26 protein-coding genes and 1 riboswitch are annotated in these 23394 nt (G+C 35.9%); of the genes, 5 read left to right on the top strand and 21 right to left on the bottom strand.

The genetic code is table 11. From position 1 onward, the window contains the following. The first annotated feature begins 52 nt into the window (after positions 1 to 52). The gene (locus tag GX497_07525; protein HHY73060.1) at positions 53 to 358 is read left to right on the top strand and encodes an STAS domain-containing protein; all 306 of its coding nucleotides are present in this window, start codon (positions 53 to 55) and stop codon (positions 356 to 358) included. Between the two features lie 103 nt (positions 359 to 461). Here the strand turns inward: GX497_07525 and GX497_07520 are convergent, their stop codons facing one another. The 6 genes from GX497_07520 to lepB all read right to left on the bottom strand — a co-directional run bounded on the left by GX497_07520 (position 462) and on the right by lepB (position 4515). Next, on the bottom strand, positions 462 to 815 hold the full coding sequence (locus GX497_07520; protein ID HHY73059.1) for an MmcQ/YjbR family DNA-binding protein: 354 nt from the start codon (positions 813 to 815) through the stop codon (positions 462 to 464). A gap of 41 nt (positions 816 to 856) precedes the next feature. Next, positions 857 to 1300, bottom strand: coding sequence for a hypothetical protein (locus GX497_07515; GenBank protein ID HHY73058.1), 444 nt, complete (start codon positions 1298 to 1300; stop codon positions 857 to 859). Positions 1301 to 1610: 310 nt separating this feature from the next. Next, complete coding sequence (locus GX497_07510; protein HHY73057.1) at positions 1611 to 2069, bottom strand: AraC family transcriptional regulator; 459 nt, start codon at positions 2067 to 2069, stop codon at positions 1611 to 1613. Positions 2070 to 2137: 68 nt separating this feature from the next. Further along, the gene (locus GX497_07505; protein ID HHY73056.1) at positions 2138 to 3052 is read right to left on the bottom strand and encodes a YafY family transcriptional regulator; all 915 of its coding nucleotides are present in this window, start codon (positions 3050 to 3052) and stop codon (positions 2138 to 2140) included. A gap of 302 nt (positions 3053 to 3354) precedes the next feature. Next, the gene (locus tag GX497_07500) at positions 3355 to 3756 is read right to left on the bottom strand and encodes a hypothetical protein (protein HHY73055.1); all 402 of its coding nucleotides are present in this window, start codon (positions 3754 to 3756) and stop codon (positions 3355 to 3357) included. A 225-nt stretch (positions 3757 to 3981) separates the two neighbouring features. Continuing rightward, positions 3982 to 4515, bottom strand: coding sequence for a signal peptidase I (gene lepB / locus GX497_07495; GenBank protein ID HHY73054.1), 534 nt, complete (start codon positions 4513 to 4515; stop codon positions 3982 to 3984). A gap of 331 nt (positions 4516 to 4846) precedes the next feature. On the opposite strand from lepB, the gene GX497_07490 reads away from it, so the two are divergent. Next, positions 4847 to 5260 (top strand): YjdF family protein, encoded by a 414-nt coding sequence (locus tag GX497_07490; protein ID HHY73053.1) that lies wholly within the window; start codon positions 4847 to 4849, stop codon positions 5258 to 5260. Between the two features lie 161 nt (positions 5261 to 5421). Here the strand turns inward: GX497_07490 and GX497_07485 are convergent, their stop codons facing one another. From GX497_07485 to GX497_07445, 9 genes are all read right to left on the bottom strand, one after another. Further along, positions 5422 to 6336, bottom strand: a complete 915-nt coding sequence (locus GX497_07485; protein ID HHY73052.1) for a DMT family transporter — start codon at positions 6334 to 6336, stop codon at positions 5422 to 5424. Positions 6337 to 6363: 27 nt separating this feature from the next. Beyond that, entirely contained in the window at positions 6364 to 7188 is an 825-nt protein-coding gene (locus tag GX497_07480) for an AraC family transcriptional regulator (protein ID HHY73051.1), read from the bottom strand. Between the two features lie 142 nt (positions 7189 to 7330). After that, a complete protein-coding gene (locus GX497_07475; GenBank protein HHY73050.1) occupies positions 7331 to 7765 on the bottom strand; it encodes a ferritin-like domain-containing protein in 435 nt (144 codons plus the stop codon). A 129-nt stretch (positions 7766 to 7894) separates the two neighbouring features. Beyond that, entirely contained in the window at positions 7895 to 8932 is a 1038-nt protein-coding gene (locus GX497_07470; GenBank protein ID HHY73049.1) for a DUF3231 family protein, read from the bottom strand. Positions 8933 to 9094: 162 nt separating this feature from the next. After that, positions 9095 to 9667: a peptide deformylase gene (locus tag GX497_07465; GenBank protein HHY73048.1), complete on the bottom strand. Its 573-nt coding sequence runs from the start codon at positions 9665 to 9667 to the stop codon at positions 9095 to 9097. Further along, a complete protein-coding gene (locus GX497_07460) occupies positions 9660 to 9851 on the bottom strand; it encodes a helix-turn-helix transcriptional regulator (GenBank protein ID HHY73047.1) in 192 nt (63 codons plus the stop codon). Before GX497_07460 ends, GX497_07465 begins: the two co-directional genes overlap by 8 nt. 243 nt (positions 9852 to 10094) lie before the next feature. Then, positions 10095 to 11219 carry a hypothetical protein gene (locus GX497_07455; protein ID HHY73046.1) on the bottom strand — a complete coding sequence of 375 codons (1125 nt, stop codon included), beginning with the start codon at positions 11217 to 11219 and terminating at the stop codon, positions 10095 to 10097. Between the two features lie 241 nt (positions 11220 to 11460). Next, positions 11461 to 12909 carry a vitamin B12-dependent ribonucleotide reductase gene (locus GX497_07450; GenBank protein HHY73045.1) on the bottom strand — a complete coding sequence of 483 codons (1449 nt, stop codon included), beginning with the start codon at positions 12907 to 12909 and terminating at the stop codon, positions 11461 to 11463. A 377-nt stretch (positions 12910 to 13286) separates the two neighbouring features. Next, positions 13287 to 14123, bottom strand: a complete 837-nt coding sequence (locus tag GX497_07445) for a lipoate--protein ligase family protein (protein HHY73044.1) — start codon at positions 14121 to 14123, stop codon at positions 13287 to 13289. A 193-nt stretch (positions 14124 to 14316) separates the two neighbouring features. On the opposite strand from GX497_07445, the gene GX497_07440 reads away from it, so the two are divergent. Beyond that, positions 14317 to 14700 carry a rhodanese-like domain-containing protein gene (locus tag GX497_07440; protein HHY73043.1) on the top strand — a complete coding sequence of 128 codons (384 nt, stop codon included), beginning with the start codon at positions 14317 to 14319 and terminating at the stop codon, positions 14698 to 14700. Between the two features lie 31 nt (positions 14701 to 14731). Here GX497_07440 and GX497_07435 read toward each other — a convergent pair whose 3' ends face one another. The 3 genes from GX497_07435 to gcvT are packed head-to-tail and all read right to left on the bottom strand — an operon-like array spanning position 14732 to position 18644. Then, a complete protein-coding gene (locus GX497_07435; protein HHY73042.1) occupies positions 14732 to 16189 on the bottom strand; it encodes an aminomethyl-transferring glycine dehydrogenase subunit GcvPB in 1458 nt (485 codons plus the stop codon). Next, positions 16182 to 17528 carry an aminomethyl-transferring glycine dehydrogenase subunit GcvPA gene (locus tag GX497_07430; protein HHY73041.1) on the bottom strand — a complete coding sequence of 449 codons (1347 nt, stop codon included), beginning with the start codon at positions 17526 to 17528 and terminating at the stop codon, positions 16182 to 16184. Before GX497_07430 ends, GX497_07435 begins: the two co-directional genes overlap by 8 nt. Before the next feature lie 12 nt (positions 17529 to 17540). Beyond that, positions 17541 to 18644 (bottom strand): glycine cleavage system aminomethyltransferase GcvT, encoded by a 1104-nt coding sequence (gcvT, locus tag GX497_07425; GenBank protein ID HHY73040.1) that lies wholly within the window; start codon positions 18642 to 18644, stop codon positions 17541 to 17543. 91 nt (positions 18645 to 18735) lie between these two features. Next, positions 18736 to 18840: riboswitch (glycine riboswitch) on the bottom strand. Positions 18841 to 19029: 189 nt separating this feature from the next. Here gcvT and GX497_07420 point away from each other — a divergent pair. Both GX497_07420 and GX497_07415 read left to right on the top strand, forming a co-directional pair. Then, positions 19030 to 20715: a DEAD/DEAH box helicase gene (locus tag GX497_07420; protein HHY73039.1), complete on the top strand. Its 1686-nt coding sequence runs from the start codon at positions 19030 to 19032 to the stop codon at positions 20713 to 20715. After that, positions 20693 to 21481 (top strand): hypothetical protein, encoded by a 789-nt coding sequence (locus GX497_07415; protein HHY73038.1) that lies wholly within the window; start codon positions 20693 to 20695, stop codon positions 21479 to 21481. The genes GX497_07420 and GX497_07415 overlap by 23 nt, the downstream gene beginning before the upstream one ends. Before the next feature lie 57 nt (positions 21482 to 21538). On the opposite strand, the gene moaA is transcribed toward GX497_07415, so the two are convergent. The 3 genes from moaA to GX497_07400 all read right to left on the bottom strand — a co-directional run bounded on the left by moaA (position 21539) and on the right by GX497_07400 (position 23393). Continuing rightward, positions 21539 to 22573 carry a GTP 3',8-cyclase MoaA gene (gene moaA / locus GX497_07410; GenBank protein HHY73037.1) on the bottom strand — a complete coding sequence of 345 codons (1035 nt, stop codon included), beginning with the start codon at positions 22571 to 22573 and terminating at the stop codon, positions 21539 to 21541. A gap of 80 nt (positions 22574 to 22653) precedes the next feature. Beyond that, the gene (locus tag GX497_07405) at positions 22654 to 22848 is read right to left on the bottom strand and encodes a YqzE family protein (GenBank protein HHY73036.1); all 195 of its coding nucleotides are present in this window, start codon (positions 22846 to 22848) and stop codon (positions 22654 to 22656) included. Between the two features lie 29 nt (positions 22849 to 22877). After that, positions 22878 to 23393 carry a shikimate kinase gene (locus GX497_07400; protein HHY73035.1) on the bottom strand — a complete coding sequence of 172 codons (516 nt, stop codon included), beginning with the start codon at positions 23391 to 23393 and terminating at the stop codon, positions 22878 to 22880. Between the last annotated feature and the right edge of the window lies 1 nt (position 23394).

The raw sequence follows: 23394 nt of genomic DNA, 5'->3' as shown, positions 1-23394 counted from the left end.
ATGAATGCAAACGTTACGAATAGAACCTAACTTATTTGAAAGGGGATTTATTATGTTAATCAATTTCATGAATGCTGGGGATGTTTTAAACATTGCTTTTACAAACGATATTCATTTTGAATCATCGCATCAGTTAGAGGAAGAACTGTTTGCATATCAAGGATTGGATGATTATAAATGGGTTGTGATTGATTTTTCAAAAGTGGGATTTGTAGATAGTACAGGGATAAGTTTGCTTTTAAAATGGATATATCCAATGTCACAACATGCAAAAGTGGAATTAATCCATGTAAGCGAGCCTGTTCAAAATATCTTTAAAATCTGCAAGCTAGACCAATTTGCACAGATTCATTCATGATTCTTGCTTCCATATTTGACTAATTGTAGCGTAGAACAATAAAGTCACTATAACATTTCTAAACCGAAGTCTGCCTCTCTTCAGCAGACTTCGGTTTTTTCATTTAACTCATCTCTGTTTGTATTTTCTTAGGTAAACTTTGTAAAATAAGTGAATAAGAATGGACTATTAGTTTTTCGACTAACTCGTCTGGAATATTTGAATCAAAGTAAATTGAATTCCAGTGTTTTTTGTTCATATAGTATCCAGGCATAATTCCATCGTAATTCTCTCGCAATTCTTCTGAACGATTTGGATCACATTCTAAAGTTAAGATAGGATTACCTTCTGGATCTTCACCAATCATTGCATATAGTTTGTTCCCAACTAAGAAACGGTCAGCTTCCCACTCATTTTTATATTCTTGAGTACTACCTGTAAGATTCAAACAAATTGTTTCAACAGTGGCTTTATCCATGCTACTTCCTTTCACTTTTAGAAAATTATTTCATAAGTGGATTATTTTTTATTGAATTTCTCTAAAGAAAAATCATAAGCTTCTTGAATGAATGGCTTTAATTTCTCAAAAGCTTCTTTCGATGGATTAAGAATACTAATCCATCCCATCCAAGCATATACAGGATGAGGGATCACCTTATTATACTCCTTAAAATTATACTCCATTTCAACAACACCACCAGCTTGTGGTCTTTTCGGAATAAACGAGAATAGTTCTACAAAAGTTTTTTTTCTAATTCCTAAATTAACTCTAAATGTATTTTCTCTATTCAAATCAGATGCCTTATCGTTTTTACCATCTTTTTCCTTTATTGTGAGTACATATATCCCACGCTTGAGTGTGTGATTTGGATTATAGAAAATGCCTTTTTCTCCCCAGCTCTCTGTGAGAACTGTTCCTTTAAAGTTTTTTAAACAATAACTTACTATCTCATCAGGTTTCAATTTCGACTCTCCTATCACAGAAACGCAGGGACGATCCGAGACTACTGAAAAAGTAGCTTTCATAATCCATATATATTTCAAATATATGGTAATCGGACAATAAGTTGCCTAAACTCGACAATAAATGACTCTTATTGGACAATAAAAGTGATTCTAGGACAATAAGTTTGAAATGGCTCAATTTTTTCAGTGGTCTCGGACGACCCTCTCACTTCCATTCTAAAGCAGAATAACCATCCCTATATTTCCCTAAATGCGCTCCACTTGGAATCTAAATACCGTTCGCCATAACAAAATTTTTTACTCCGATTTAATTTAAAGAAATATAAATATGTACTTCTACATTGTCTGGCTCCAAACAACCTTGATATTCTTCAAAATCACCGCTGAATTTTCGATCCAAGTCCATAGACCAAAGCTTCATCCAAAATTCTGCTACCGCTTTTTGCACATGACCATGAATTATAAATTTTGCATATTTTCCAGCAGGGATGATTTCTGAATGAACTAAGCTAATAGAATTAGAAGTATTATGAATTTCACAGCAAACGACCACATCGTAGTCGCCATTAACATTGCTCGTATAGTTTGTATACAATCCAATGCATTTATCATTTTTCTTGTCGGGGATGGACTGGTATGTTCCATCTTCAAAAAACTTTTTCCAAGCATCTCCAATGGCAGTGCTCATATTCGGGTCACTATTATTGGTTCTAATTTTAAGCCCAGCGACCTTTTTTTCTTCCAATTGAACGATTTCATAATCCATGTCATATACCTCTTTCATGTTAGAATGAAATCAGTATAACACTCATAATTTGACAACAGTATGTCATATTATAAATATTTTCTCAAACTATCCTCTAGTTTTCTTTTAATGATATTTCGCATATACTCCGGTTCGACGACTTCTGCAAAATTTCCAAATGATAACACATAACCATAGACCCATTCATTTTCAGGAAAAATAGCAGTTACAGTAAAGCTTCCGTCTTGATTTTTTATAATGTTATTTTGATCAAATTCGTCGTATACCCTATAAGCCATGCGCGGGTCAATTTTTAGAATGAGTGTTTCTGTTTTATTAGTATAGCTACTTGTCAAGTCTTGAGGATTCATGCAAATATCCTCTTGTACATTTCTTTCAAATGTTTCGTTAGCAGGCGTAAGATTTTTTATCCGATTTATTTTAAATATCCTGTACTCATCTCTTGTTCTACAAAAACCAAAAACATACCAAGCTTGGCCTTTAAATAAAAGCCTTACCGGCTCTATTGTTCTTTCTGTTTTTTCTCCATATGAACTATAGTAATCAAACACAACAAGCTTTCTGTTTAAAATTGCAGTTTTCAGTATATTGAATTTTTCCTTTTTAATCGCGCCACTACCCCATTGAGAAAAATCCACATCAATCCAGCTTGTATTATTCTTATCAAACATGACAGTTAATTTTTTCAGCACAGGTTCAATATCTGGAACATTTAAAGCCTTCAAACTTTGAAGAGAAGATAAAATATGAAGCTGTTCTTTTTCCGAAAGCAAAGATTTGTTAAGAACAAAATGATCAAGTAACCTTATCCCCCCACCTTTACCTTTGCTTGTATAAATCGGTATTCCTGCAGTACTTAAAGTATCTATATCACGATAAATAGTCCGTTGAGATACTTCAAAATGCTCAGATAATTCTTTAGCGGTTATTATCTTTTTATCAAGTAAAATATATACGATTTCAAGAAGTCTATTAATTTGCATGCTTCATCACCTATAATTGATATACAAATGATTCTTTTAGTGAAATAATGTTTTATATAGTATTGTCATTTTTAGTTGAGTATCATTGAAACGACCCCAAAAATAATCGCTGTGAAAATAATACCGAACAATATTTGCAACAACATTTGTTTGAACTTCTTATCATCATTTTCTGCCTCTTTACTATCTTTAAAAAAAGAGAGAAGTCCTGAGAAAAAATAGTATCCCATATTTTCCAAGTTCCACTGTCATTATTATTTTGCTTATCGTTTTTGTCCAACTTAGTTCCCTTCCTTGTTTTATTACATAATTTTCAAACCACAACATTTATGATTTCGAAGAATTTCAAAGTCTTTGCAAGAAATCTCGCTGAGATTGACACTTTTAACATATTCAGTAAGTTGTTGTAAAAACTTTTGACTAAAATCCCCCTCAAGCCAGTAAATATAATCTTTCTTAATATAATTATCCAAACCGTATGGAGGATTATCACATCTTGATATACTTGGCCCGCCAAGTTCCGATTCATCCTTAGCATAAAGTATGGTTACCTCTTCATCCATCTCATCCCATGATTGAAAACATGCTGGTGGATTTGGTACAGGTTCGATTTTCTTTATATCTCTTACCTTCATCTTAACAAAACCACTATAATCCACTTCGGCTAATGGATTATCTGATGCAATAAACCTATATAAGCTCATAGTAATGCTCCCATCCTTTGCTTTTTGCAGGGTAGAAAACACCCCCAGGTATCAGTGTAAAATATATTTTCCGAAGATAATTTAGAGCCAATTACCTTGTTCAAATTTTTTTTGATTTCAGTAGTGAACTATCCTAATAAAAAAGAAAGCGCCCCTACTTGTAATAGAAACGCAATTCAAACATTTAACAAAAAGTAAAACTTTTATATTCCATACTTAAAGTATTTACCGATTCACTATCTCTATATCTTTAATAGGCCAAAAAATAATTTTAGATACACCTACTACTTTTCCCATTGGAATTGCCCCTATATGACGACTATCCTGACTATTTCTCCTGTTATCCCCCATAACAAATAAACAGCCTTCGGGAACTGTGACAGAGAAGTCAGTAGTCAATAACCCTCCGTATCTATTTAAACTTTGTTCAGTTTTAGTTCCGTCTAAATAATTTTCTTCAAATACTTGGCCATTAATATATAATGTATCATTTTTGTATTCAATTTGATCACCGGGTAAGCCAATGACACGTTTAATATAGTCCTTCTCTTCTGTTGCATGAAAAACAACGATATCAAATCTTTTCGGTTCTTCAATTTTTGATAAAATGATACGGTCATGGTCTTCTAATGTAGGCATCATAGATGCACCATCAACTACAACTGGGGTAAAGAAGAAAGTATTAATAATTAAGAATAATATTATTGGAGTACCAATCGTTTTAATCCATTCCCAAATCTCATTTTTTATTTTTTTCATTCGCATTTTTTCACTCTCCAGTTTTGCATCGTAAAGTTATATTCCACACATTAGTATACCATACAATACTATAACAGGATTATTCTTCAATTTTCTGCTTTAATAATACAGGAGCAATTGCAATAGTCTGCATTCCATTTTTAAGTTTTAAATATACGAACACAAATAAATTAATGCAGTCATTTATTTTATTGTAATTATATGTATAATTAAGCTAGAATGTAAAAACACGATTCGGTTGGTAGTCCGAATGCAGCATGCATTTGCTGTAAGTAACCTTCCCCTCCTCGGGATGTCCATCATTCTAATATATTTAGAGGAGGGACCTGCAATGAAACTAACCATTTTTTATGATGGTCAATTTTATGTAGGAATCATTGAAATTGTATCCGTAAATACCCTAAAAGCCTATCGGTATATGTTTGGTCGTGAACCAAAAGATCAAGAAGTTTTAGAGTTTATCAATTTGGTTTTGCTGAAATATATAGAACAGCATGACCAAAAGGGAATTGCAATTAATCAAATTATTCCCAAAAAGGTAAACCCTAAAAGACTTCAACGAACGGTTTCCAAGGAAATGAAACAAGCCAAAATATCTACCAAAGCACAAGAAGCCATCAAAGAAGACTATAGCCAGAAGAAGAAAGAGAAGTCGAGGAAAAATAAATATCTTAGGGATAGCCTCAAGCGCTATAAAAGAGAGATAAAAATACAAAAGGCTAAAAATAAACATAAGGGTAAATAGGATACTTCAAATATAACTGGCAATAAATCGCCAGTTATATTCCACTTCACAATAGGCATTAACAATCTTGATATATCAAAAAGTAAACAGCCAAAATAATTCTAACAGTTTGTTTCTTTAACTCAATTCAACATATCCATTACAAAAATATCACATTACCACTAAACGACCTTGCTTATATTTTCCTTTTTCTTCAAATTAATTTTGCTTTCTGATATAAAAAGCCCCATTAATGTAAGAATTGTCCCGGAAGCAGCAAGCCATGTGATTTTTTCGTGCAGTACAATCATCGAAGTAATAACGGTGATGACAGGAATTAAATATATATATACGCTCGTTCTAATAGCTCCTAGTACCTTAACCGCAAAATTCCATGTAACAAAACAAAGTGCGGAAGCACCAAGCCCCAAAAATAATATATTAAATAAGTAAGTTGGGTTAGCAAACCGCCCTAGCTCTAGTTTAAAATCAAATAGGAAAAGTGCAGGAATCATAAATAGGAGGCCGTAAAAAAACATCCTTCTTGTAGATTGGATTGTGTTATAGCCGTAACTGCTGATTTTTCTAGTTAATACTGAATACAGAGCCCAAACAATCGTAGCAGCTAGCGCCAATAAATCACCTAATGGATTTAGTTGAAAATTTGTTGCACCATTAAAGCTGATAAGAAAGATGCCAATCATCGCCATGATAAAACCGATAAAAAAATTGATTCGTAATCGTTCATCTTTTAAAAATAAATAAGTAAGTATTGCTGTAAAAAATGGGACTACAGCACTTATCACACCTACATTAGAAGCCATTGTATAGGTTAGTGCAATATTTTCCAAAAGATAATACAAAGTGACACCACATAAACCAGCACATGCAAATAAGAGGTTATGTTTTCTATCGACCAACTTCAACCTGTATGGATATATAATCATTAATACGATAAATCCTATCGAAAAACGAAATAATAAAATCTCGATTGGAGAAAAAACGTTTAATAAAATTTTTGTAGAAATAAAGGTTGTACCCCAAATTAAAATCGTTATAAAAGCTGTTAAATGGCCTACAGTAATTTTATTTTCCATGCCTATGTCCTTTCCTTTTAAAATACATTATTGAATATGATTAATAAAAATATCTCGGTACTGCCCAGGAGTGAGTCCAAGAAAATCCATAAAGAAATTACTAAAATGACTTTGATCAACGAAACCAGTGTGCAGCGCCGCATCTATTGGTTTCATCCCCTGCTCCAGCAGTTTCTTTGCTTCATTAATCCGCACTGTTTGTAAGTAACGATAGGGGGTAATTCCGCGAATACGGGTAAATGAGCGCAACAATGTATATTTGTTCATATTACAAATTTTTGCTAAATCATCTAAAGCAATATGTTCTGCATAATGCGCTTCGATGTAATCACAAATATTGACAATTTGCCGCTCGACTTCCCCAAGCTCTGTTTCTTTAACCGCTTGACAATACTCTTCAATTAGATGCTTCATAAGAAAATAAAACCTTTCTTCTTTCTCAAATGCCGATAATTCGTCCATAATCATTTGATGAAGATGATGCAACAAATGGGCATGTTCACTACGATAGACAACAGGAGCAGTAAAGTGAGGAAGATGGTCTTTTCCAGTAATCTCAATTGCCACTTTTCTCATAATCTCAGGGTTTATATTTAAGCAACGATAGTCTAGTGTATGACCGTCAATCTGTTCACAGGCATGATTATCTAGCGGATTAAAAAATACAATATCACCTGTACCAACTACATACTCTTTATTCATGCACGATAATCGTCTTTTCCCACTCTCTATAAACCCAATCACATAGTATTCATGGAAGTGGTTTGGGAATTTTTGCATAATCCCATGAAAACGATAGGCCTCGATTTGTAAATCATAATCATAACAAATCGTTCTTTCCTCTTGTTTCATGCAAAAAGGCCTCCTAATAATATTCTGAAAGTAAGTGTAGCATATTTTACGAAAAGCCTCTTGTATAATATTGACTAAAAAAAGCGATTGCACTTGTTCCGCAATCGCACTCCGTTAGTTGAGGATGACATACCAAATTTTTTTAATTTCTAGCTTTTAGAAAATAGTAAAGAAACCAAACGGCGTGATTTTGCTCATCTGCTGCCGCTCTGCGAAATACTTCTTTAATATATTGGTTAGTCGTGACATCCGCAATTTCTAAGTAAAAATCAACTGTCTGTTGCTCATCCTGTAGAGAAAACTCCAATCCATTTAAATAATCAGTAGGGCATTCTTCAGTAATTTTTGGTCGAGGTTGTTTTCCAGTTAGACTAGCATAAATCTGTCCAAATTGTTGAAAATGCTTTATTTCGTCCCGGCGAATTTCAAGAATTTGTTTCCGTTCATTGTCGTTTGAAGCCAAATTAGCTAACTTTGCATAACAATTTATCGCACTATATTCTCCATTTATTGCCTTTTCAATGTCATGAACCAATTTTTCATCCTGTCTATAATTACTTAAATAATAATGATTCATTTCAGAACCTCCCCAGCGTATAAATACTCATAGCATTATACGAGTAATTACAATACTGGGTGCATGTCTAGTGTTATTTACTATCTTACTTCCTATACGTAAAATATGTTCCAATAGGATATGGGATGATTATTTATTCGATGCTATATTCTCTCTATCAGCTGCATACGGCGGTTTTTCCATCCAGCCATTCTCTATACAAATTTCCGCTGCATCTTCAACAAATCCTTGGATTTTCATTAACGACCTGAAATAGAGCACCCCTAAATCATGTCTTGTACTTACAGCCACTGAATTTCCATACGCTCTCAGTTTCATTGAGAACATGTCCATCTTATGGTTTAACATAATCTTGTCTGAAAAGGGGGAAAACATTGATGTTGTAACCAAATGGTCCAAAAACGATGGAGAAGGCAAATTTTCATCATGTAGCTTTTTCATATAGCGTTCCAAATTTGTATGTGTAAGGTTTTTCCCTCTTTCAAATAGAACCCGAATTTTTTCATTTTTGGCAACTTGAGCAAATGCCATAATGAGTGCTTTACTCGTGACATTGTTTTCTATATTATCGTACAAATGGGTAATTTCTAATGCTTGCATAGGACGCACATGTCCTAAAAACCCATTTAAAAAGTCCTTATGAACAAATTCTACTTTTTCGGGAACCGGAATAAAAGGTGGTTTAATAATGAAGCCTTTATTCATTAAAATCTCTTTGATTTGTTCCATCAAAGTCTTTGTAGAATCTACACAATAATTAAAAAACTCTTTTACATCGTTTCTATAAGCAAGTGGTACGGCTACGGAATAAATACTCATTCCTGCTTTTGCTGTGTATTTTAAATAATGAACATAGAATTCATCTTCGAATAAACGAGGTGCACCAGGGTTTACATCCTCTTCACCGAAACCTTTAGGTATAGGGAAGCTTTCTTTTTCGAATATTCCTTTAATGGTTTCCATGAAGTCTACACTCAAATTGTATGCATTTTTTACTAAAGTTTTAATATCCTCATCCTCAACATGTTGAAGAAAATAGCTTAAAATGCATTTCGCCATACTGTTTCCCATATATGTCGCCCAAAGTTTACCCATTTCAGAAGATGTTAATGGTTCTGTAGTATTTGTTTTACTTGAAGTTAATTTTATCGGTTCAAGTATGTACATAGAAAAAACTCCCTCTTAATGTTTTCCCTAGTATTCTCCTCCATTCAAATCATATTCAGGTATAAACCTTTATCCAAAAATCCCCTTTTGCTTATTCAAGGATTGCACCGTTAGATTAATAAAAGATTTGGCCTTTTGTTGTCCAAAACTTTATATTGTAAATTAATACAGACTTCCAATTGCAACATTGTCTGGTAGTTTAAATGGATTTTCTTTATTTATCCTGTCATAAAACATGATACCATCTAAATGATCTATTTCATGTTGGATAACGATGGAACTATATCCTTTAAATTTGAAAATCACTTCTTGCCCATTTATGTCATATGCTTTTACCTTAATTTTTTCATATCTTGGAACTAATCCCTCAACTTCCCTATCAACCGAAAGGCAGCCTTCTCCTTCAGGTAGATAAATCATATTGAGAGAATGGCTAATAATTTTTGGGTTAATTAACATAAATTCCAAATTTTTATCATCAAAAAGTGCTGCAAACATACGTTTATCAAGCCCGATTTGATTTGCGGATAACCCCACTCCAGGGCGAAGTTTATATTTTTTTGAAATATTTGGATCTTGGCTGTTTTTTAAATATTGAAGCATGCATAGCAAAGCATCTCTATCTTCACTTGAAACAGGAAGGTCAACTTCTTGGGTTTTCTTTCGTAGTATTGCAGAACCTTCTCTGACTATATCATTCATAGTAATTATGTATTGTGAGCCATACTTACTCATATATAAACACCTCGTCTACTTTCCTATTTAAAACTTTTGAAATTTTAAAGGCTAATTCAAGAGTTGGATCATACTTATCATTTTCAATACAATTAATGGTTTGTCTTACAACTCCACATTCCTTAGCGAGATCTTTCTGCGTAATTTCTAATTTTTTTCTTAGAACTTTTATTATATTTTTCAAACTTATTACCTCATTTGTCCAAAGTATTGGACATTTATCATATAATATAATTAAAAAAGGGTCCGGTATTTTGGGCATTTTTACAATTCCCCCTAATCTCTAGTTGAACTAACCCGTTTATTTAAGTATTTTCCTTCACAATCTTAATAAGTCACTTTTTTGTTGCATAAAAAAATAACCCAAATCAATATGCGATTTGGGCTACCTTTTTGATGAATATTTTTCAAATTTCTTGGGTCTTTTTTATAAACCACATTTAAGCTGTGCGCCACAGTTTGTACATGTGTTGCATCCACCGATTTCTTTAACTTTACCTTTGCGGCAAACCGGACAAGTATTTCCTACTTCATTTCCGATTGTTACATCTGTAGAGCGAAGGTCACTAATTGTATCAACTAATACAACACGTGGCTGTTCATGTGGCACTTTATCAAATGCAACATCATCGAAGCTGTTTTCTTCAGCTTTAAGTGTTAATACTTGAGCGTCGCGGCTGCCATCAACATAAACTGTTCCACCTTTAGCTCCGCCTTTGTATAATCTTTCATAAACTTTTTCAACTTGCTCAACAGAGTAGCCTTTAGGGGCATTTACAGTTTTACTAATCGAGCTGTCTACCCAGCGTTGAATTACACATTGTACATCAGCATGTGCTTCTGGTTTTAAATCCATTGCAGATATAAACCATTTTGGTAATTTTTCCGGATCTGCTTCTGGATGCTTATCTAAATATTCTTGAAGGATATCAGCTTTTACTTCAATAAACTTACCTAAGCGACCGCTTCGGTAGTACGAGAATGAGAAGTAAGGTTCAAGACCGGTACTCACGCCAACCATTGTCCCTGTGGATCCCGTAGGAGCAACAGTTAGTAAATGTGAATTTCTAATACCGTTTTCTAGAATTTGCTGACGGATTTCCTCAGGCATTTTTTTCATATAGCCCGTTTCCGTAAATGCTGTTCTTAGACGATTTGTTTCTGCTTCCGTTTCACCAACTAGGAATGGGAAGCTACCTTTTTCTTTTGCTAGTGCTACTGATGCTTGATATGCTTCAGTTGCAATCGTCTCAAATATTTTATCAACTAGCTCGTTACCTTCCTGTGAACCGTATTCTGTTTCACAATAAATTAAGAGATCATGCAAGCCCATAACACCAAGGCCAACGCGGCGTTCTCCTAAAGCTTGTTTTTTGTTTTGCTCAAGGAAGTATGGTGTTGCGTTAATTACATTATCCTGCATTCTTACGCCAACACGGACTGTTTCTCTAAGCTTGTCAAAATCAACAACTTTCTTTTCTTTGTCTGCCATTTGGCCAAGGTTTACGGCAGCCAAGTTACAAACACTGTATGGTGCGAGAGGTTGTTCCAAAAGTTTGTTATCTCAAAGGCTTTTTATCCTTTGATTCTTACACTTCCTTATTCGTGTAAGTTCAGCATATATTTTCACTAATGGTAAATATGCGTCATTAGCGCTGCGGCCTCGTGCGAGCTTTATTCCTGTTACCGGTCAGCTCGTATGCGTTGCCCCTGACTGGTCTTTCACCAGCCTTCGGTTCGGGTTGTCATCTCAGATTCCCCGCTTAATTCCGCAGTGTTTAACGTGAGGCAAACTATTCTCTACCACACGGATTTGTTGCAACTACTTGATGACCATATGCACGTGCATTTGTCATATCATTCGCATTATCGATAAAGAAAATGCCTGGCTCTGCTGAATATGTTGCACAAATGTTAATTAAATTCCAAAGCTCTTTTGCACGAATTTTCCGGTATACTCGAACTCTATGTCCAAGCTTTTCCCATTCGCGGACATCGCCTACTTTATGCCATTCTTCATTGTAGATTTTCATTTCCACTTGGTTGTAATTTTCAACATCTGGGAACTTTAAATCGTAATATTCATCTTTTTCAACAGCATCCATAAATTCCTTTGTTAAACAAACGGAAATATTGGCACCTGTTAAAAATTCCGAATTATGAACGCTATAATGTCCTCCTGTTTCAAGCTTATCCTCCGCTTCACGGATCACTTTGTCTGAAAAACCACCAGTTCCAGGAATTGCTTTATAATTTACAATTCCTTGATACATCGCTCTTTCCGTTTCTGATAACGGCGTAAATTTCAGCTTATCTTTAGCAAGCTTTTTAATATGCTCATCTTCTGTATTATCAATTAAGAATCGTAATATTCTCGGGTTTTGCATTTTTGAGATGATAAATTCTACGATATCTGGATGCCAGTCCGCCAGCATAATCATCTGAGCACCCCGGCGCGACCCACCCTGCTCTACTAAATGTGTGAGCTTCGCAATATCATCTAACCATGAAACAGAGCCAGAGGACTTGCCGTTGACGCCTTTTGCAAGCGTGTTGCGCGGTCTTAGTGTTGAACCGTTTGTACCAACACCGCCGCCACGGCTCATAATTTCCATTACCTGGGTGCGATGTTCAGAAATGCCACCTCTTGAATCCTGAACAAATGGCATAACGTAACAATTAAAGAAAGTTACCGCTGTATCAGAACCTGCGCCATAGAGGACACGGCCTGCTGGAATAAAGTTCAAACTTGCAAGTTCTTCATAAAATTTTTGAAACCATTCCTGACGCTTGTCTACCGTCTCTTCAACAGCCGCTAGGCCAGTTGCGACACGTTTGGCTATTTGTTCAAAGTAAATTTCAAGCGGCTTTTCAATGACATCAAGAGAGCGTGTGATAAGGCCTGTCTTCATTTCCTTTTCAGTTTCAAAAACCCCACGAAATTCTTCCTCAACCAAAACAACTGCTTTATTATGCTCCCAATCAATATCTTGAATATACCCAGTGCCACGTGCGGGAAACTTTGGATCTTCTTTAATTGTCAAAACAACAAAATCCCCGGTTGTTAGCGTAATTTTTTCAGTATCTTTAAAAGCATACCGATCTAACATTACAAGCCGTGATACACCTTTATGTGTCAGTTTCATATCCTTTGTTATTTCATGTACTTGTGGGAATAATGCAATGTCCTTATTCAACCTTTCAACATCAACCATCATTCTTTCGGCAGCAGCCGTCACCATCATTTCATCTCCCCTTAAAACTAGTAATAAAAATAAACCACATGGTAATGAATACTAGTAGTTTTATCTAGCTGTTTTTCAATACACTTACAGTATCATAACATTCACTTTAAATCAATATATAGTATCTGCGATATTATCTGACATACTACATATTGATAAGCGATCTAAAAAAGATAATTTTGTCAAACTAGTAATTCATTGAAAATAAGAGAAAAATAAAGATTAAATTACAATTTTCGATAATTACCACGAAAAAAGGAAAATTTTCTTGTTTGCAAAATAAAAACGAGATTTTATCGTATTTTTTGGAGAAACAAACAAAAAAATGTGGCTTTTGTACCACATTTTCGACAAAATTCTCAGGCGTTTTTCGCTCATTTTCGAAAATTCCACTCATCATTTGCATATTTTTCTTCTTCAATGCTTTTGATTATATTTAATTGTCCCTCACTAAGTATAAATGGTTCAAGTTCAATTTCAAGTCCTTTTTGAAAGCCAATTTTAAAAGCTTGTTTTGCTTGTTTGATTGTTACTTGTTTATCTGTTAACTGATTAATAGAAACGGCTTTATTTTTAAAGGCTGCCTTCATCCGTTCTTTCATTCTCTCATTTTTATACTTAAATAGGCTAAATAATTTTTTCTCATCTATATCTAGTAAGATTGATCCATGCTGCAAAATGACCCCTTTTTGTCGCGTTTGCGCACTGCCAGCAACTTTTCTTCCTTCAACGACTAGTTCATACCACGATGGTGCATCAAAACAAACGGAGGACCTTGGATTTTTCAATTCTTCTAACTCACCAGAAGTTGCTGGAATAGCAAAATAAGCATCAAGTCCAAGTTCTTTAAAACCTTCCAATATTCCTTGTGAGATTACGCGATAAGCTTCCGTAACCGATTGCGGCATTTTCGGATGGGCTTCTGAGACAATGACGCTATATGTCAATTCCATGTCATGCAAAACAGCCCTGCCACCCGTAGGCCTGCGCACAAAACCAAGTTGCTGGTCTCTTACGGCATCCAAATTAATTTCTTTTTCAACTGTTTGAAAATAGCCGATTGACAATGTTGGCGGGTTCCAGCCATAAAAGCGAATCGTTGGTCCAATTTTCCCTTCACTATGCCACATTAACAACGCTTCATCACATGCCATATTAAAGCTTGGCGTACAATTTTCGGAATCTAAAAAGTACCATACCTCTTTTTTCATATGATTAGTTACTCCTTGTCATTATATGAAGTTGCCATTTAGTCTAGCAAAAAATCGACTAATCTCAAAATACTGATGTTTATCGTTCTGCAATACGACTAAAGTAATTTTACTATTTTCTTTGCTTCTCTTACCATTCCTTTATATAATGTAAGAGGACGTTTTGCTTTTGAAAGAGAGAGGGGTTTTTCGAATGGGAACAGGAACGACAATACTAATCATCACAATTATCGTAATGGCCGCATACTTTTTCGGCACTAAATTATATCAAAAAAGGTACTTGAAAACACTAAACCAAGACGAATTTATAGCTGGCTACCGTAAAGCCCAATTGATCGATGTCCGTGAGCCGAACGAGTATGAAGCTGGTCATATTTTAGGAGCACGTAATATCCCGCTTAGTCAGCTTCGGATGCGAAAGGCAGAAATTCGCATAGATCGGCCTGTTTATCTATATTGTCAACAAGGAATGCGTAGCGCTCAAGCTGCTGGTATTTTAAAACGATTAGGATGCACCGACATCAGTCATCTTAAAGGCGGCTTTAAAACGTGGACAGGTAAAATTAAAAAGAAATAAAAGAGGCTGGCGAAAGTCAGCCTCTTACTCATTATTTTTCGTAACGAAGCACTGGTTTTCTTGCTGCCAATGTTTCATCAAGACGTTTAACAACAGTATTATGCGGTGCTTCTTGAACAACTTCTGGTGTCTCCTCAACCTCTTTTGCAATTTGAATCATCACGTCAATAAACTCATCAAGCGTTTCCTTAGATTCCGTTTCAGTTGGTTCAATCATCATACATTCCTCAACATTCAGCGGAAAATAAATGGTAGGTGGATGGTAACCAAAGTCCAGTAACCGCTTCGCCATATCTAATGTACGAACACCGAGTTTTTTCTGGCGGCGGCCAGATAGAACGAACTCATGCTTACAATGTGTATCATGTGGCAGGTCAAAATATGGAGCTAAGCGCCTCATCATATAATTAGCGTTTAAAACAGCATATTCTGATACAAGCCTTAATCCCTCCGGACCCATCGTGCGAATATAAGCATAAGCACGAACATAGATGCCAAAATTACCATGGAAAGGTTTGACACGGCCAATTGTTTGCGGTTTATTGTAATCGAGATAATAGCCTTCTTCATTTTTTTCCGCTAAAGGCACCGGTAAAAACGGTACTAAATCAGCTTTTACGCCTACAGGACCAGAACCAGGTCCACCGCCGCCATGAGGGCCTGTAAAAGTTTTATGAAGATTTAAATGGACGACATCAAAGCCCATATCACCTGGACGTGCTTTTCCTAAAATAGCATTTAAGTTCGCTCCATCATAGTAAAGCTTACCACCAGCTTCATGTACTATTTTTGCCATCTCAACGATATGCTTTTCAAATAATCCCAATGTGTTCGGATTTGTCAGCATTAAGGCAGCAGTATCTCGTCCTACAACCTGCTTTAAATCCTCTAAGTCTACTAGACCATTTTCATCTGATTTTACAGTAATCGAGTCAAAGCCAGCTACCGTTGCAGAAGCAGGATTTGTTCCGTGAGCAGAATCAGGAACAATCACCTTTGTACGGTCAAAATCACCGTTTGCTTCATGATAAGCGCGAATTAACATCAGTCCTGTCCATTCACCATGTGCACCTGCTGCAGGCTGTAATGTCACCTTGTCCATCCCAGTAATTTCAGCAAGGTCATTTTGTAATTCATACATTAACTCCAATGCACCTTGAACCGTCTTTTCATCTTGATATGGATGAATATGACTAAATCCAGGTAAACGCACAATCGCTTCATTTACCTTCGGATTATATTTCATCGTACAGGAACCAAGTGGATAGAAGCCGGAATCCACGCCATGGTTTCTTCTTGATAAAGCAGTGTAATGGCGCATAATATCTAACTCAGACACTTCTGGCAATTCAGGCTCTGTTTTGCGAATATAGGCACTATCTAACAGTTCTCCTACATTGATTTCCGGAACATCTAATGGTGGAAGGCTATAGCCAACTCTGCCTTCTTTCGTAATTTCAAAAATTAATGGCTGATCGTGTTTAGACATGGTACCCCTCCATTTCCTTCACAAACAAATCAATTTCTTCTTTTGTTCTTAACTCTGTTACGGCAATCAACATATGGTTAGAAAGTTCAGCGTAATCGCATCCTAAATCATAGCCGCCAATGATTCCTTTTTGCAGCAATTGATCATTTACTTCGTTTACAGATTTTTTGCAATCAATAACAAACTCATTAAAGAATGGGCCTGTAAACGGAGAGCTAAAACCTGCCCCTTCCAGCTGTTTCTTAGCATATTGCGCTTTGGCGATATTTTGCAGAGCCATTTCCTTCAAGCCTTTTTTGCCTAAAGCTGTCATCGCTACAGCAGCTGCCAATGCATTCAGAGCTTGATTCGAACAAATATTTGAAGTTGCTTTTTCACGACGGATATGTTGTTCGCGCGCCTGTAGCGTAAGAACGAAGCCACGTTTTCCATCTTGGTCAACTGTCTGCCCAATAAGTCGTCCCGGCACTTTTCTCACCAATTTTTTCGTCACAGCGAAATAGCCGCAATGCGGACCGCCGAACTGTGCTGGGATTCCAAATGGTTGCACGTCACCAACGACGATATCGGCTCCAAACTCACCTGGAGGCGTTAATACTCCTAGTGCCAACGGATTACTTGAAACAACAAACATTGCTTTATTGGAATGGACGATGTCCTCGATTTCCTTTAACGGCTCAACTTGTCCGAAAAAGTTTGGATATTGGACAACAAAGCAAGCAACATCATCTGTCATTTTATTTTTTAAATCTTCTAAATCAGTTGTACCATTTTCAGTACCTACTTCGATTACCTCTAAATGCTGTCCTCGTGCATATGTTTCTAGTACTGTTCGGTATTCTGGATGAACAGCCTTTGAAACAAGAATTTTTTTACGATTCGTTTGCCCTGCACTTAATGCCGCTGCTTCCGCTAATGCTGTGCCACCGTCATACATCGAGGAGTTGGCAACTTCCATGCCCGTTAATTCACATACCATCGTCTGAAATTCAAAGATTGCTTGCAGCTCGCCTTGCGAAATTTCCGGCTGGTACGGTGTATAAGCCGTGTAAAATTCTGATCTTGAAATCACATGGTCAACAACCACTGGAATATAGTGGTCATATACGCCTGCTCCTAAAAACGAAACATGAGCTTTAAGATCCTTATTTAATCCTGCTAATCTTGAAAATTCCTTCATTAATTCATGCTCAGCTAAAGGAGCTTTTAAATTTAATTCCCCTTTAAACTGCACATCTTCAGGAATATCAGCAAATAATTCGTCAATTGAGGCAATTCCAATCGCATCTAACATTCCCTCTTTATCTTGTTCTGTCATTGGCAAATACCGATATTTCATTCTAAGGCCCCCTTACTTCTCTCGTCTATAAAATGGTGTAGACACAACCTTCGCTTTCGCAAATTTATTTGGTCGGACTTCCACATTAATTTCAGTTCCAATATTTGTGTTTTCGCTACTAATTAAAGCAAGACCGATTGATTTATTTAATGTTGGTGACTGTGTTCCTGATGTAATATAGCCAATTTCCTTTTCACCACTATACACTCTATATCCATGTCGTGGGATGCCGCGCTCAATCATTTCGATGCCAACAATTTTACGTGATAGCCCCTCTTCTTTTTGTTTTTTCAATGCTTCTTTTCCAATAAAATCAGCTTCTTTATTTAGCTTGACAGCAAAGCCAACCCCCGCTTCAAGTGGAGATATTGTTTCGTCTAATTCTTGGCCATATAAAGCAAGTCTAGCCTCGAATCGGAGCGTATCACGCGCACCTAAACCAATTGGCTGCACACCAAGCTCAGAGCCAGCTTCTAAAATCTTTTTCCACAAGTTTTGCGCTTCTTTTGCATCACAATAAATTTCAAAACCATCTTCACCAGTATATCCTGTCCGTGAAATCAGTACCTTTACACCATCTACTTCAACATTTTCAGCAAACTTAAAGGTTCGAATATCATTAAGATCAAAAGATGTTAATTTTTGTAATACTTGTGGTGATAGCGGTCCTTGTAAGGCTAGGAGAGCAATCTCACTTGATATATTTATGACTTCAACATTTTCAATAATATGCTTTTTAAGCCATTCATAGTCTTTTTCAGTATTGGCAGCATTGACAACAAGCAAATAATCACTATCCGCTTTTTTATAGACTAAAAGGTCATCAACGGTACCGCCGTTTTCATAGCACATCGCCGTATAGATGCAATCGCCACTATTCATGGCGCTAATATCATTTGTCATCATCTTTTGCAAAAAGGCTACACTATTTTCGCCTCTTATTTCGATTTCACCCATATGTGACACATCAAACAAACCTGCTTTTGCACGGACTGCCTCATGCTCTTCTTTAATTGAAGTAAATTGTACAGGTAAATCCCATCCTCCAAAATCAATTGTTTTGGCACCGTACTCTCCGTATAGCGGAAACAACGGTGTAGTTTTTAGCTCAGACATGAAACCCCTCCTTGTTTTTTTTATATAAAAAAAAACAGAGAAACACAAAAAATCTTGCATTTCTCTGTCATGTTACCACTCTTCAGAGTTGCGTCCAACAAGAGTCTTTTTGCCTGAGAGATTCACAACTGCATTTTGTTGCTTGCTCCTTCGGCGCCACCTATTTTATACTAGCGGTCTCTCCCCTTGCTATCATTCGCATCATATATAATTTTCCTAAATTGGGACATACTATTTCACAAATATACTACTATCCTACAATAAATAGGTGTGTTCGGCAAATATTTTTTGAATAATCAAACAGGCTCGCAATCATTTCCGATTGATTAAAAATTTTACAACTATACGGGCTCACCCCTAGATAAATATGGAAAGGAGCGATTCTATGCATATAGACATTGAATTTGATCAAACATGGCACGATGAATTTTTTAGAAAAATAGAAGATGACGGGCCTTGGGCGAACTGGGACCTTTTTAAATTAGCCTATGAAATAGAGGAGCATATGGTCATTGATGAGTTTGAAGGCTTAATTGCCCCTAAATTTTTACCGCAGCTCACACCACTACCACATCAAATTGAAGCAGCACAAACGGTGTTGGAGAAAATGAATGGAAAAGCCATTCTTGCTGATGAGGTGGGACTTGGAAAAACAATTGAGGCAGGCTTAATTTTGAAAGAATATATGATTAGGGGCTTAGTCAAAAAAGTACTTATTCTTGCACCTGCTTCCCTTGTCACCCAATGGGAAGCTGAATTGAACCAAAAGTTTTTCATCCCAGCCGTTGCCCAAAAGAAAAGTTATGTTTGGGAGCAATGTGATGTTGTCATTTCATCAATTGATACAGCCAAGCGGGACCCTCATCGAGAAATGATTTATCGCCAAAACTATGACATGGTCATAATTGATGAGGCGCATAAATTAAAAAACAATAAAACGAAAAACTACGAATTTGTGCAAAACTTAAAGAAAAAGTTTTGTCTATTATTAACTGCTACTCCAATCCAAAATAAAGTCGAAGAAATTTTTAATTTAGTATCTTTGTTAAAACCGGGACATTTAGGCAGTCAATCTAACTTCACAAAGTCTTTCTCAGCTAAAGAACGCTCCGTTGTAAATAATGACTATTTAAAAGAGTTGATTACTAAAGTTATGATTCGAAATCGACGCGGCGACACTGGAATGGAGTGGACAAAGCGCCATATTAAAACCGTCCCTATTCAGCTATCAAAAGAAGAAAAAGATTTTTATGATGCTGTTTGTGCCTTAAAATCTGACCCAATGCTAAATAAAAGTCAATTCTCCCTAATTACGCTACAAAAAGAAGTATGTTCAAGTCGTGAAGCTGCCTTTATGACATTGAAGAACATGTTGCAAAAAGAAGAAACTAGCATGCAAATGCTCACGATTATCCGTGATTTAATGGAAAAAGCAAGTACAGTAAAAACGAATGCAAAAGCTGAAATAGTATTGGAATTAATCAAAAATACCTCTGACAAATTCATCATCTTTACAGAATACCGAGCAACTCAAGTTTACTTACAATGGTTTTTACAGCAACATGGCATTACTTCCGTTCCTTACCGCGGTGGCTTTAACAGAGGCAAAAAAGATTGGATGAGAGACTTATTTAAAAATAAAGTGCAAGTTTTAATTGCCACCGAAGCTGGCGGCGAAGGAATCAACTTGCAATTTTGCAATCGAATTATAAACTATGACCTACCATGGAATCCAATGAGAATCGAACAACGTATAGGGAGAATTCATCGCTTAGGACAAGACCGTGACGTCCTTATTTATAATTTTGCAACGAAAGGAACGGTTGAGGAGCATATTTTGCACCTACTTTATGAAAAAATTAATCTCTTTGAAAGAGTTGTTGGTGAGCTCGACGAAATATTAACAAAGCTTGAGATTGGCAATATTGAAAAGCATATTGAGGACATTCTCTTCCATTCTGATAGCGATGGCGAAGTAAGAATTAAGATGGATAACCTTACTTCGATCATTAATTACAGTTCTAAAAGTGAAGGAAAGGAGTATATTGATGCAGCAGCAAGATATTCGTGACTTTTTAATCCGCTTCTTTGCTAGCAATGACTGTGAAATAATCGAAAACTCCCAAGGACATATCGTTGTCCAATTAACTGTAGATTTAGATAAACAATTAATGAACCGGCCTTTTTATTGGCATTACCTCGAAAAGACTGGTGGGAAACCAAACCCAATGAAATTAACATTCATAACAGACCATAAAAAAGCACCTGCAGATTGTAAAGGTGAAACGATTCATTTTGGTTCGCCAAGATTGCACCAAATTTTTAAAGCAACAAAATCAATGGCGTCCCATATCCGCCTATACGAACAAGTTCAGCATAATCAAAAAACGGCTCTCCAACCATGGCTAGTCTTACATACAAAAGTATCGTACAGGTGTGATCGAAAAAAGGAACGTTTCCTTTCTCTTGGTCTAAACTTAATTAACGGTGTTGTTATCAATCAATTCCAAAAAAAACTATCCAAGAAGAGATTAACACCGAAAATTCCCGACTACTGCTTTACGCTTTCACCGCTCATTAAACCAAATAGCGGCTTAAAAAGAATCGAAAATATGATTACGGAAATGATTAAAAGTGATGATCACACGTGGGCAATAGAGGCTGAGATGCGCTGGAAAAAGGATTTACAATTATTAGACCACTTTTACGAAGATCTTGAGGAAAAACCCGAAAGCTACCTTGTTGAAAAGATAGCTTTAGAGGAACAATACAAGCCAAGCATAAAAGTGGATATCATAAATGGGGGCTTATTTTACCTTACACAACAAGTCGTCTAGTATTTACACAGCAAAGGTTGACCTCCTCTATGTTGGTCAACCTTTGCCACGTTTTTATTATCCGCCAATATATGACATTTCAATTTTGCCTTTTCGTTGCTCTCCTTTTTTGGCAATTTCCAGCCGTTCATCAGAATAGCGATCTTTTCGATTTCCCCATATATCGAGTATCAATTGGATGAGTTCTTCGTCTGTTGCCTTCTTTCTTACTAATGTTTTTATGTCATAGCCTTGTTCAGCAAACAAGCAAGTATATAATTTTCCGTCTGCAGAAAGTCTAATGCGGGTGCATGATGAGCAAAAGGAATCGGTTACCGAGGAAATGACACCAAATTCCGTTGCTGAGCCTACATATCGGTAACGGCTCGCCACTTCACCAAAATAATTCGCCGAAAGTGGTTCAACAGGAATTTCCTTTGAAATCATTTCAACGATTTCTTTTTTAGAAACAACTTGTGACAAATCCCAGCCATTTGAATTCCCAACATCCATAAACTCTATATATCTTAAATTAATGTTTTTTTCTTTAAAAAACTTTGCCATCGGTATGATTTGACTCTCATTCATACCTTTTTTAACAACCATATTTACCTTAACAAAAAGATCAGCTTTCTGAGCTGCCTCGATGCCTTTTAAAACAGCATTCACCTTTACGTTTCTGCCGTTAATTTTTCCAAAAAGCTCGTCATCAAGTGCATCTAAGCTTATATTTACTCTGTTTAGGCCAGCCTCTTTTAAACATTTAGCATACTTTGGTAAATAAACTCCATTTGTTGTTAAGGCAATGTCTTTAATCCCGTTAATTTTATAGAGGCGTTCAATTAATAGATGTAAATCCTTTCTTAAGAGTGGTTCTCCACCTGTTAATCTAATTTTTTCCACTCCAAGGGCTGCAAAGATAGCTGTCATGCGTTCAATCTCATCAAAAGAAAGCAATTCATTTAGCGGAAGGAAGGGATAATCATCGCCAAATATTTCTTTTGGCATACAATAGGCACAACGAAAATTACATTGATCTATAACCGAAATTCTTAAATCTCTTAATGGGCGTTTTAATGTATCATATGTTTTTAGAGATTCTGTATTATTCAATTATTATCACCCCTAGACTCTCATTTAACAAAACTCTAACATATTCGTATCACCGTGTAAAAAGAAAAAAAGCCCAAGGTTTACATTTTGGGCTTTTTCCTTCTTCCATTTACGATTAACATAAGCGCTATAGGGATGATTCCAAACATTCTTGCTAACATTGGGTCTTGTTCAGATTTTCTTTTTTTTCTTTGATTCTTTCTTTCTTCCTTAGACGTATCAACATATTTTACAAATTGCTCTGTAATATATTTAATATAATCATTTGAAGACAAAAGCAATCACCACCTGTTTAAGCTATATACTAGTATCTCCTAGATGGGTCGGCTTTAATCAATTGCTCGATTTCTAAAACAATTTCTACTGGGCTTTTCCCAGTTGTATCTATTTTAAAATCTGCATCATCGTAATATTCAGACCGTTTCGCAAAAATAGACAAAATATTTTTTTGTTTATCTCCATCTAACAATGGCCGTGTTTCATCACTAGCGAGCCGCTTCATTATTTCTTCTGGTTCACAATGGAGATAAATCACTGTCCCGTTCTTTCTCATCCATGTCCTATTTTCATTCTTCAAAATAATTCCACCACCAGTTGTAATAATGTTGTTTTCTGTTGGAATCATTTTTAGAAATTGCTCTTCATACTCCCTAAACTGTTCCTCTCCTTCCGTTTCGAATATTTCTCGAATTGTTTTTTGGAGCTGCTCCTCAATAAACTGGTCTGTATCAATGACAGGCAGCGCTAGTTTTTCAGCTAAAAGCTTGCCAATTGTCGTTTTCCCTGACCCCATAAAACCTGTTAAATATAAAGATTTCATC

The sequence above is a fragment of the Bacillus sp. (in: firmicutes) genome (assembly GCA_012842745.1).
GTDB lineage: Bacteria > Bacillota > Bacilli > Bacillales > Bacillaceae_J > Schinkia.
This window is presented reverse-complemented; position numbering and strand designations above follow the sequence as displayed.